Origin of the sequence: Streptosporangium sp. NPDC006013 (assembly GCF_040614275.1) — a bacterium.
Lineage (GTDB): Bacteria > Actinomycetota > Actinomycetes > Streptosporangiales > Streptosporangiaceae > Streptosporangium.
Window position 1 is genome coordinate 1 of sequence record NZ_JBEXUE010000335.1, and the last position, 11257, is coordinate 11257.

Genomic DNA, 11257 nt, shown 5'->3' on the forward strand with positions numbered 1-11257 from the left:
GAAGGCGCGTGCTTCAGAGCTTGCGGAGGACCGCCACGACCTTGCCGAGCACGGTGGCCTCGTCACCCGGGATCGGGTCGTAGTTGGGGTTGTGCGGGACCAGCCAGACGTGGCCGTCCCTGCGCTTGAAGGTCTTGACCGTGGCCTCGCCGTCGATCATCGCCGCGACCACGTCACCGTTGTCGGCCACCGGCTGCTGGCGTACGACCACCCAGTCGCCGTTGGCGATGGCGGCCTCGATCATCGAGTCTCCGGTCACCTGGAGGAGGAAGAGCGTGCCCTCGCCGACGAGTTGCTTGGGCAGGGCGAAGACATCCTCGATGCTCTCCTCGGCGAGGATCGGGCCACCGGCGGCGATCCGGCCGACGAGTGGCACGTAGGCGGCGGTCGGGCGGCTGACCGGGGTCTCGTCCTCGCCGGAGTCGGGATCCACCCACAGCACGGGCTCGCCGGGAAGGCGCACCTCCAGAGCACGGGGGCGATGCGGGTCACGCCGCAGGTAGCCCTTGCGCTGCAAAGCCGTCAACTGGTGCGACACGCTGGAGGTGCTGGTGAGCTGCACCGCCTCACCGATCTCCCGCATGGACGGCGGGTAACCGCGCTGCTGCACGGAGTCGCGGATCACTTCAAGGATCTTCCGCTGCCTGGGGGTGAGGCCAAGGGAGTCACGCCTTCGCACCGCCAGGTCGCTGGCGGCCGAACCGTTCTCGTTGTGCTGGCTCATACGAACTCCTCGCCTCCCGGTCTGTATCTGATGTGTCGCACACAGCGACCATACAACGACCGAAGATCATATTCAAACAATTGTTCGAATGTCCTCGATATCGGCGACGCCGTGGTGTACAACATCGTACGGGAGTTCGATCGACATCGTGTTCGATTCACCGATCTTTCTTCGACATGTGTTCGGCCAGGTCGAGGGGATGGGGGCCACCGTGAAACCGACCGCGACGACACCACGATCCATGGCCGTGCCGAGATCCCGGACCGCACGGCGATCGCCGGGGGCGCCGCTGCTGCGCCTGGTGCCGCCACCGAGATCGGAGCCCGCCCCCGCGCCGGAATCAGGCAGGGGGGCCGGGGCGGGGCGGAGTCCGGAAGACGGAAGGGGGCCGGGGCGGCCCGGGCGCGAGCGGACGGCCGGGCGGCCTCGGGAGCCGGAGGCCGGGTGTGAGCCGAGACTCGGGCGTGGCGCGAGGCGTGGGCACGGGCCGGGGCCTCGGCGGGGGCTTGGGCATGGGGCGCCGGGGCAGGTGCCCGGGGCGGGAGCGGTTCGTGCGGGCGTCCGCCGCCCGGGTGCCGCCCGGCCCCGGACCGCCAGGCGGCCACTCCGGCTCACCCGGCGTGGGAGGATCGTGGCGGTGACGATGCTCGTACTGTTCACCCTGGGGATGCTCTGGGTCGGCGGGCGCATCGACACGGCCCTGGCGGGCGAGCGGACGGGTCACGAGGGCCTGCCCCGGATCACGGTGCACGCGGGTGACACGCTGTGGGAGATCGCGGACGCGTTGACGCAGGAGGGCGACGCCGGCCGGGCGGTCCGTCGCATCATGGACCTCAACGGGCTGGCCGGCTCCGAGGTCCGGCCCGGAACCCGGCTCTATCTCCCCGAGGGCCTCATCCGCTGAGAAGCGGCGCATTCCGTGGGGCGCGTGGGATTGGCCGGCGGGGTTCGAGGAAGGCGTGGGCGAGCCGCGCGGGAGGGTTCGATGAGGGTCCTGCCTGACATATCGTCTGGGACGCATGTGAGGGAAGGGGTGCGTGAGGTGGGCGGGCGCCGCCCGAGGGGCGACACGCCGAGACGTGACGGCTGATCAGCGACTTCGTGTGGCGAGGGCCTTTCAACTTGCGTTCATGGTCGCGCACTTCTACCGTTAGACCACAACATCTAGTGGCTGCACTACAACACTTCACCACAGATTGTGTTTCCATTACCGCATCTCGACTATTCGAGGGGCGTGCGCGAGCGTCTCGACATGCGCGCCATGGGGCAGGTGAGGTGGGTGAGCCGCTCTCGCAGCTCAAGGAGGCGACGCGCGTGCACTGTCCGTTCTGTCGTCATCCGGACACGCGAGTCATCGATAGCAGGGCCACCGAGGACGGCGGTGCCATCCGCCGCAGGCGCACGTGCCCGGAGTGCGGGCGCAGGTTCACCACACAGGAGACGGTCCTGCTCATGGTGAGCAAGCGCAGTGGCGTGACGGAGCCGTTCTTCAGGGACAAGGTGATCGCCGGGGTCCGGCGGGCCTGCCAGGGGCGGTCCGTCGGCGAGGACTCCCTGGCGCAGCTGGGCCAGCGGGTCGAGGAGAGCATCCGGGCCACCGGATGCGCCGAGATCGCGGCCCACGAGGTCGGGCTGGCGATCCTGGGGCCGCTCCGCGAACTGGACGAGGTGGCGTACCTGCGGTTCGCCTCCGTCTACCGGGGGTTCGAGACCCTGGCCGACTTCGAGGCGGAGATCGAGCAGCTCCGGGCGGGGCGCTCCAGCGGGCAAGACTGAGAAAGACCCTGGGCGCCGGGGGTGAGCGGCGTGTTGGTGTGGTCCGATATGAGGGCTCGCGGAGCCCCAGGAGGGGGAAATCATGACGGAGACCGTCGGCGCGGTGGCACGTGGGAGCAAGCGGCCGCGCAAAGGCCTGAGGATGAAGCGCATCTTCACCACCCCAGGCGTGCACCCCTATGACGAGCTGTCCTGGGAGCGCCGTGACGTCGTCATGACCAACTGGCGCGACGGCTCGGTCAACTTCGAGCAGCGCGACGTCGAGTTCCCCCAGTCGTGGTCGGTCAACGCCGCCAACATCGTGACCACCAAGTACTTCCGCGGTGCGGTCGGCACCCCGCAGCGGGAGTGGAGCCTCAAGCAGCTGATCGACCGCGTGGTGGGCGTCTACACCCGTACGGCGGTCGAGCATGGCTACTTCGCCGGCGAGGAGGACGTGGAGATCTTCGACCACGAGCTCAAGCACGCTCTGGTCAACCAGGTCTTCAGCTTCAACTCCCCCGTCTGGTTCAACGTCGGCACGGCGTCGCCGCAGCAGGTCAGCGCCTGCTTCATCCTGGCCGTCGACGACCAGATGGAGTCGATCCTCGACTGGTACAAGGAAGAGGGGGTGATCTTCAAGGGCGGTTCCGGTTCCGGCGTCAACCTCTCCAGGATCCGCTCCTCCAAGGAGCTTCTCTCCAGCGGCGGCACCGCCAGCGGCCCGGTCTCCTTCATGCGCGGAGCGGACGCCTCCGCGGGCACCATCAAGTCCGGCGGCGCCACCCGCCGCGCCGCCAAGATGGTGGTCCTCGACGTCGACCACCCCGACATCGAGGAGTTCGTCGAGACCAAGGCGCGTGAGGAGGACAAGATCCGCGCCCTCCGTGACGCCGGGTTCGACATGGACCTGGGCGGCAAGGACATCGTCTCCGTCCAGTACCAGAACGCCAACAACTCCGTGCGCGTCTCCGACGAGTTCATGCGCGCGGTGGAGCAGGGCGAGGAGTTCGGCCTGCGGGCCCGGCTCACCGGCGAGGTCATCGAGAAGATCGACGCCAGGAGCCTGTTCCGCAAGATGGGCAAGGCCGCGTGGGAGTGCGCCGACCCCGGCGTCCAGTACGACGACACGATCAACGACTGGCACACCAGCCCCGAGACGGGCCGCATCACCGCCAGCAACCCCTGCTCGGAGTACCTGCACCTGGACAACTCCTCGTGCAACCTGGCGAGCATCAACCTGCTGAAGTTCCTGAGAGACGACGACACCTTCGACATCGCGAACTTCGTGAAGATCACTGAGCTGATCATCACCGCGATGGACGTCTCCATCACCTTCGCCGACTTCCCGACCGAGAAGATCGGCGAGACCACTCGTGCCTACCGCCAGCTCGGCATCGGCTACGCCAACCTCGGCGCGCTGCTCATGGCCACCGGCCACGCCTACGACTCCGAGGGCGGCCGCGCCCTGGCCGGAGCCATCACCTCGCTGATGACCAGCGCCTCCTACCGCCGCAGCGCGGAACTGGCCGCGGTCGTGGGCCCGTACGACGGCTACGCCCGCAACGCCGACGCGCACAAGCGGGTCATGCGCAAGCACAACGACGCCAACGAGGCTCTGCGCACGTTCGAGAAGATGGACGGCGACATCCACCACGAGGCCTCCAAGCAGTGGGCCGAGTGCCTCAGGCTCGGTGAGAGGAACGGCTACCGCAACGCCCAGGCCTCGCTGCTCGCGCCCACCGGGACCATCGGCCTGATGATGGACTGCGACACCACCGGCATCGAGCCCGACCTCGCCCTGGTCAAGTTCAAGAAGCTCGTCGGCGGCGGTTCCATGCAGATCGTCAACCAGACGATCCCGCGCGCGCTCCGGCAGCTGGGCTACCAGGAGGAGCAGATCGAGGCGATCGTCGAGTTCATCGCCGAGCACGGCCACGTCGTCGACGCCCCCGGCCTGCGCCACGAGCACTACGAGGTGTTCGACTGCGCCATGGGCGAGCGCGCGATCGCCCCCATGGGGCACGTCCGGATGATGGCCGCGGCCCAGCCGTTCCTGTCCGGCGCCATCTCCAAGACCGTCAACCTCCCCGAGTCCGCCACCATCGAGGACATCGAGCAGGTCTACATGGAGGGCTGGAAGCTCGGCCTGAAGGCCCTCGCGGTCTATCGCGACAACTGCAAGGTCGGCCAGCCCCTCTCGGCCGCCGGCAGGAAGACCGAGGCGAAGGAGGCTGTCGCCGAGCCGGAGATCCAGGTCGTGGAGATCAGCCGCCCGACCCGTCGCCGGATGCCGAACCAGCGTCCCAGCACCACCACCCGCTTCACCGTGGGCGGCGCCAAGGGCTACATGACCGCCTCCTCCTACCCCGACGACGGCCTCGGCGAGGTCTTCCTGAAGATGTCCAAGCAGGGCTCGACCCTCGCGGGCGTCATGGACGCGTTCTCGGTGGCCATCTCCATCGGCCTGCAGTACGGGGTGCCGCTGGAGACCTACGTCGGCAAGTTCGTCAACATGCGCTTCGACCCGGCCGGCATGACCGACGACCCGGACATCCGGATAGCGGCCTCGGTGATGGACTACATCTTCCGCCGCCTGGCCCTGGACCACCTGCCCTACGACGACCGTGCCGCCCTCGGTATCTTCTCCGCCTCCGAGCGCGCCGCCCAGCAGCGTGGTGAGGACCCGGCCCCGATCCACGCCGACGAGGTCATCGCCGAGCTCGCCACCTCGGCCCCCATCGAGGAGCCCCAGACCCGAGCCGAAGCGGTGCCGGTGGAAACCCCGCGGCGGGCCGGCTCCCTGGAGTCCCACCAGGGCCGCACCGCCGACGCGCCGCTCTGCATGACCTGCGGCACCAAGATGCGCCCCGCGGGCAGCTGCTACGTCTGCGAGGGCTGCGGCTCCACCAGCGGCTGCAGCTGATTTCGGGCAGAGAAGCGGTGTTGGATATAGAGGCCGAATCTGCATAGTGCCTGGTAGCGAAGGGGGTCGGAATCAAGTCCGGCCCCCTTTCGGTGTTTCCGGGGCAGTGAACTGTTCGCTGATCTGGAGGGGGCGTCGGAGTTCTTCCGTCACGGCTCGACCAACTTTTCCGCTGCCCACGATGGGCGCGCCTTGCTTAGGCGAGCCGTGCGGGCCCGACGTTCGATTCGCTTTTCGATTGAGTTGTCAACTTCCGGCGAGCAGGCTGACTCTTCGATGTATCGCTAAGGGCAGGACCCCTGCCCATGATGTGGTGGGCGGGCTTGTTACGCTCCGGTGTCCTATCTCATCGGGTTGGCAGCCTGTCAGGCACGATCGATAGTTGCGACCATGAGTGGATTATCGGGTCGGGCCCTCCTTGCCAGGAGCGCCCTGATGGGGCTCGTCGTCGGTGTGGTGGTCGCCGTCATCTGGACCGACGACGTAATGGGCCGCAGAGGGCTGGGCCGCTTCGTCGTCAGTGCCGTCTGGCCCAACAAGCTGGCACCCTCCGAAGGACTGGGCGGCGTCATCAACGGCATCGCGATCATCGTGGTCCCGATTCTGCTCAGCGGGATCTTGGCGCGATTGGCCAAGATTTCCCGGTGGTGGCTGGTGGCACTCGCCGGATCCGCGGCTTTCGGGGCGCTGACCTCGGGACTGTTCGCGCTTGTCCCTTTCCACAGGGAGGCCTATGGCCTGCCCGAATCGCTCTTCGGGATCATCTTTCTCCTGGCCGGTGTCGCAGGGTACGCCGCGACGGCCTGGATGGTCATGCCGCGTACCGCCCTGCCGCGGATCCTCCTCGCGGGAGCGGTGATCGCTTTTCCGGTCGCTGCCGCCCAGGTCTCGGATCGCGTACAGCACTGGCACCAGGTCTGGGACCTGGACACGATGGGAGTGTCGCTGGTCTCCCTGGACATCCCTGGCCGTCGGCACGTGGCGGGTTTATGGCGACTCGATCCAGAGGACGGAGGCCCGGCAGTCGAGCTCACCTATCGCCTGGACACCCCCCGCACCATCATCCATCGCTTCTACAAACCCAGCTTCAATCTGCGGGAGGAGTGGGAGATGCAGGTGTTCATTCGTGCCACGGCGGCCACCCCCGGCCAGGCGTGCGCCGCGCGGTATCTGAAAGCCGCACGGTATCTGAAACCCGCCTGGGCTTTTCCCGGCAGCGGCACCTGTCGGCCGCTGCCCGATGGTCGCGTCCTGTGGATCATCGATGACAGGCCCGTGGCCCTGTTCGCCAGACACGGCGATGTGCTGCTCCAGATCAGCAGTCTCGTCGTGACCGAGGCGGAACTACTCGCCACCACCGACCATGTCCGGCCAACGACCGCCCGCGAGTTGCTTGGCCGAACCGGAAAGCGTCGCTAGATCTCGCCCTTTCGTCGCACTTTGTCGAGGCTTCGGAATCTCCAGACGACCACCCGTTCGGCGCCGCTTTGGACATCACGCTTGAAGGGGGCATGGCCGAGGCATACTTTCCCTCGGACGCGCCCGTCGCCCTCGCACTGTGTGGCGGTACCCGGTCGGTGACGCTGAATACCGCACCCTCCGAATAAGTGCACTGCCCCAGTATTCTGGGCAGAAAAGCAGCGTTGGATGCGGAGGCCAAACCTGCATAGTGCCCGCTAGGAAGGGGGGGCGGAGTTAAGTCCGGCCCCCTTCTGGCGTTTTCAGAAGGTCGTAGCGGCGAAAGAAGGGGCAGTCGATGGCCGATGCGGACGGTCGGCGAGAAGCGCGGACGGTCGAGCAGGTGCGAGAGTACCTGTTCACTCAGATCAATTCGGCTCTTCGTCGGCCAGGCCTGTTCGGTGGAGAGGTCACCCTAAGAATTTACTTCGACGCAATGGCGTTCACGGACGATCGTGAACAGGTCTGGAGTGAGGAACAGGATTCCCTTCGTGCTCGAAGGGCCTTTCTCTCCACGGGAGTTCGGGGAGCCTTCGAGTCTCTCTGGGGTGCCGGAACCGATGACATGGCCGCGTCCGTCTATGCCGAGTTCGCCCATCGTCACGGATGGCTCCGGCTGGACCGTATCCTGTCGCGGGACGGGTACGACAAGCTGATCGGTGCCAACAAGGCTTGGTGTGAGCGCGATCGAACCCTCGGACAGACCCTCGGTATGTTCGGGCCGCCGTCTGTCTACTGCGGTGGCACGAGCCCGTACTTTCCCAAGACCCTGGTATATGCGACGGGGCACCCCCAGGATTCTTTGCTCTGCTTCCATTTCTGGAACGAGTTCCTTCATTTGCGTACGGATCAGACCGCATTGTACGGCGAGCCCATGCTTCTAGCCGTCCGCGGCAAGGGTGCCGACTTCGCCGACAGCTTCACTTTCACGCCTGTCGGCACGAACCAGTGCCAGGGAGCCCGGAGGAGCGATCAGCTTTCCGAATAGGTGTCCTATGCTCCAAGCGGACAGGCGGTAGTCGTCGAGGAGGGCGATATGGCATGAGACGGCTATCCATGGCGAGTGTGGTCGAACGGCGGCTCCTGGTGAACTACCGGGTCGATCCAGAAATCGCCGCACGTTTGCTGCCGATGCCACTGCGGCCTCAGCAGGTCGGAGGATGGGCGGTCGCCGGAATCTGCCTGATCCGCCTCGGGCGGGTCCGACCCACGCGGCTCCCGGATGGTCTGGGGCTGCGCAGCGAGAACGCCGCGCATCGCATCGCCGTGGAGTGGGACGGGCCGCGAGGTCCTGAGACGGGGGTGTACATCCCACGCCGGGACAGCGGATCGATGGTCACGGTGCTGGTCGGCGGCCGGTTGTTCCCCGGTGTGCACCACCGGGCGTCGTTCGACGTGCGGGAAACGGCGGAGGACCTCCACGTGGCCTTCGACGGCCGTGACGGCCTGGTCAGCGTGAGCGTGCACGTTCGCACGGCGGAGCGGTTCCAGGGCAGCGAACTGTTCGCCGATCTGGGTGAGGCATCGGAGTTCTTCCGTCACGGCTCGACAGGGTTTTCCGCTACCCACGATGAAGGGCGTCTTGACGGGCTCAAACTCGGGACCGGCTCATGGCGCGTGCGGCCCGTCGATGTCCACGCTGTCCGGTCCAGCTATTTCGACAACCAGGAGCGGTTCCCGCGGGGCAGCGCGAAGCTCGACTGCGCGCTGCTGATGCGTGAGGTGCCGGCAACATGGACTCCGGTCCAGTCAATGCGGGTTACGACGCCGGACCGCAGACACGCCGGAAACACCGAACCTTCCGAATAAGCGCACTCCCCCAGTACCCTCGGCGCTGCCGAGGAATGAAATGCCTGGTCAAACGGGACCTGTTGAGTTCCACACCCGGATTCGGCCGATATGACCTCCCACTGTTAATGTGATTGATGCCGCTAGTGCTTGCCTGGTGAAATCGGCAGATGATCGGAAAGACGCTGTGGGAGCGGCAGCTTCATCAGAGGGGGTCCGCTTCGGCGTTGGCGGTGACGGAAGACCGCGTCGTCCTCCATGAGCGCCACACTCGGCTTGTCTGCCTGGACCGCCACGACTGCTCGGTCCGCTGGGACGTCCCGATAGGAACCTGGCCGCGTGCCGTCGTGGTCGCCGGTGATCGTTGCCTGGTTCTGCCACAGGACATCGATCAACTGTTCTGTCTCGATCTCACTACGGGATCTGTGGTGTGGCGCGCCGGGTTGCCGCAATACTCGGGGCATGTCGTGGCTACCGCGGAGACGGTCGTCGTCGGCGGCTGGCGTGGTTACACACCCATGTCTGCTTTCGACCTGAAGGACGGACGGTCTCTGTGGCGGACACGGCGGCGCATGGCCACGGTGCTTCCTCTGCCCCAGTATTTTGGGCGCGCTTCGGATGTGAGGCACCCGGTTAGAGGCGGGGCGTCGGCGGAGGTCCGGTGCCCCGCCTCCGGCTGTCTGTGGGCTTTGCCGCCTCGGACCCGCACCGCTCGCGCCGCGACTCGGGTGTCCCGTAACCGGAGGAGCCGACCTCCCGTGCGGTGAGGGCTCCGCGGCTGATCGGACAGGCATGACGGACCCGGGCGTCGTCATCCCGGCGCAGAGAGGCGCGACGATCATTTCCGAGATGACGCGCGGGCCGGGTTCCTCGTCGAGCACTATCGTTCCCGGCAGCAGGTATCCGACGATGGCGGCGCTGGTCGTGCCCTCGTCCGAGATGAGCCGGTAGTTGAGGTAGAAGGTGACCGACCTATGAGCCGGGCACACCGAGCGGCTGGCGATACGCTACTTCGCCACGGCGGGCGCCACTCTGATGGCGCCCGCGCTCGCCCGGCTTCGCCAGGAGCATCCGGGCTGCGAGTCGACCTCGGGATGACCGACCCCGAAGACCCGCTGGGGGAGGCGACGCGGGGCCGTGCCGACCTTGGCCATCGCGATCCGATCCCATAACCGGCTGCACGAGGGCGTCCACACATCCAAGTCCGAAAGTGAACGTTAAACCCATTATGGGATTGACCATAAGGATCCATAAGAAGACGTAATTATTCGATAAGGCGCGCCGGTCATGCTCTGCCTTATGCAACCGCTCGGTTCCCGCAAGAATCCGGCGGTGGTGCTCTATCGGTCTTCTTCTCGCATTAACCAGGAGGTTTTGTGAAGAAGGTAGTTGGGCTGGCGGCATTCGCCCTGGCCGCCACCCTGATGGGTGCTGTAGCGCCGGCGACGGCCGTGGCCGATCCGCTGCCCCCCGGCCAGTCGGCCAAGCTCAAGGCCGCAGAGTCGGCCGCCACCATGGACGGGCTCAAGCGGACGCTCGCCGAGCAGATCGCCCGCAGGCTCGACAACGGTGAGTTCAGGGCGGTGCTCAACCGCGAGCTGGCGGGTGACGGCCAGGCCGACCTGGCCGCGTTGTTCGCCTCCGTGCCAGGCGCGCAGGACCTGACCGACTACACCCGCCAGGCTGACAGCAAGATCCTGCAGTTGAAGGGCCTCCAGGCCGAAGGCGAGGGCGAGTCGCTGCTGGAGGTCTCGGCCGACCCCGCCACGGTCAAGCGGGTCGCCGCGGGCGAGAAGCCACTGGTCATGTTCACCCCGTCCAAGGACGAGAAGTTCGTCCGCACCGTCACCGCCTACGACTCGGCCGGTCGCACTTACGAGCTCGATGCCCGCCGGGCTCCCAGGCAGGCGGTGCTCGTCGTGGGCCTGAACGAGCGCAAGACCGCCGAGCTGGGCCAGCAGGTCATCCGCAAGGCTCTCACCGAGGCCGGCATCACCGGAATCGACCGTAAGGCCGATGAGGCCCAGCAGCCTACGGCGCAGGCCGCGGGAACGCCCCGCTGGGCAGCCCAGATCCATCGCATCACCAACTACAACGACCACGAGCCCTGGTACAAGGGCGGACCGGAGATCTACGCCTGGACCATGGGCGCCGGGACCGACGGTAAGGCTCGGGTCGACAGCATCGAGATGCCCTACATCACCGAGGAGGGCACGACCTACAGCAACGTGAACCAGGTCCTGATCGAGTGGTCCAACTTCAGCTGGACCGCCGTCGACGTCGTCTTCATGGAGCGCGACGACAACGCCGACCTGTCCGGCCTGGCCAAGGCCATCGTCGAAGGCGTGCTCGTCGCCACCGGAAACGGCCAGTACGTCGCGATCGCCGACAAGGTCATCGGCGCGCTGCCCAGCGACTGGGTCACCGACAGCGACGACTGGGTCGACTCCTGCTACAGCGTCCAGGCCGGCCGCGCCGGACAGATCAAGTCGATGCCCTGCGCCGCCCGCCCGGTCGGCATGGAGGTACGCCTGATCTCCAACTGGATCTGACGAGTTCGGCTTCAGCCCGACACGTTGACCGCCGCGGCCCCGGTGACACACCGG

At 66.8% G+C, this 11257-nt stretch carries 9 protein-coding genes; 8 read left to right on the plus strand and 1 reads right to left on the minus strand.

Annotation, left to right across the window (positions count from 1 at the left end; translation table 11 throughout):
* Window positions 1–13 precede the first annotated feature (13 nt).
* Window positions 14–724, minus strand: coding sequence for a transcriptional repressor LexA (lexA, locus tag ABZ260_RS36065; protein ID WP_343972512.1), 711 nt, complete (start codon window positions 722–724; stop codon window positions 14–16).
* 643 nt (window positions 725–1367) lie between these two features.
* On the opposite strand from lexA, the gene ABZ260_RS36070 reads away from it, so the two are divergent.
* The 8 genes from ABZ260_RS36070 (at window position 1368) to ABZ260_RS36105 (ending at window position 11203) form a co-directional block, all read left to right on the plus strand.
* Window positions 1368–1628 carry a LysM peptidoglycan-binding domain-containing protein gene (locus tag ABZ260_RS36070; RefSeq protein WP_355626579.1) on the plus strand — a complete coding sequence of 87 codons (261 nt, stop codon included), beginning with the start codon at window positions 1368–1370 and terminating at the stop codon, window positions 1626–1628.
* 410 nt (window positions 1629–2038) lie between these two features.
* Window positions 2039–2500: a transcriptional regulator NrdR gene (gene nrdR, locus ABZ260_RS36075; protein WP_355626581.1), complete on the plus strand. Its 462-nt coding sequence runs from the start codon at window positions 2039–2041 to the stop codon at window positions 2498–2500.
* An 82-nt stretch (window positions 2501–2582) separates the two neighbouring features.
* Window positions 2583–5405, plus strand: coding sequence for a vitamin B12-dependent ribonucleotide reductase (locus tag ABZ260_RS36080; RefSeq protein WP_355626567.1), 2823 nt, complete (start codon window positions 2583–2585; stop codon window positions 5403–5405).
* Window positions 5406–5840: 435 nt separating this feature from the next.
* Window positions 5841–6824 (plus strand): hypothetical protein, encoded by a 984-nt coding sequence (locus ABZ260_RS36085; RefSeq protein WP_355626569.1) that lies wholly within the window; start codon window positions 5841–5843, stop codon window positions 6822–6824.
* Window positions 6825–7161: 337 nt separating this feature from the next.
* Window positions 7162–7851, plus strand: coding sequence for a hypothetical protein (locus tag ABZ260_RS36090; protein ID WP_355626571.1), 690 nt, complete (start codon window positions 7162–7164; stop codon window positions 7849–7851).
* A gap of 77 nt (window positions 7852–7928) precedes the next feature.
* Window positions 7929–8672 (plus strand): DUF2071 domain-containing protein, encoded by a 744-nt coding sequence (locus ABZ260_RS36095; protein WP_355626573.1) that lies wholly within the window; start codon window positions 7929–7931, stop codon window positions 8670–8672.
* Between the two features lie 149 nt (window positions 8673–8821).
* Window positions 8822–9418 (plus strand): PQQ-binding-like beta-propeller repeat protein, encoded by a 597-nt coding sequence (locus ABZ260_RS36100; protein ID WP_355626575.1) that lies wholly within the window; start codon window positions 8822–8824, stop codon window positions 9416–9418.
* A gap of 609 nt (window positions 9419–10027) precedes the next feature.
* Window positions 10028–11203: a DUF3103 family protein gene (locus tag ABZ260_RS36105; RefSeq protein WP_355626577.1), complete on the plus strand. Its 1176-nt coding sequence runs from the start codon at window positions 10028–10030 to the stop codon at window positions 11201–11203.
* Window positions 11204–11257 lie beyond the last annotated feature (54 nt).

Coding starts and splice junctions, on each gene's coding strand:
- lexA (WP_343972512.1), bottom strand. CDS start 724: ATGAGCCAGCACAACGAGAACGGTTCGGCCGCCAGCGACCTGGCGGTG.
- ABZ260_RS36070 (WP_355626579.1), top strand. CDS start 1,368: ATGCTCGTACTGTTCACCCTGGGGATGCTCTGGGTCGGCGGGCGCATC.
- ABZ260_RS36080 (WP_355626567.1), top strand. CDS start 2,583: ATGACGGAGACCGTCGGCGCGGTGGCACGTGGGAGCAAGCGGCCGCGC.
- ABZ260_RS36085 (WP_355626569.1), top strand. CDS start 5,841: ATGGGGCTCGTCGTCGGTGTGGTGGTCGCCGTCATCTGGACCGACGAC.
- ABZ260_RS36090 (WP_355626571.1), top strand. CDS start 7,162: ATGGCCGATGCGGACGGTCGGCGAGAAGCGCGGACGGTCGAGCAGGTG.
- ABZ260_RS36100 (WP_355626575.1), top strand. CDS start 8,822: ATGATCGGAAAGACGCTGTGGGAGCGGCAGCTTCATCAGAGGGGGTCC.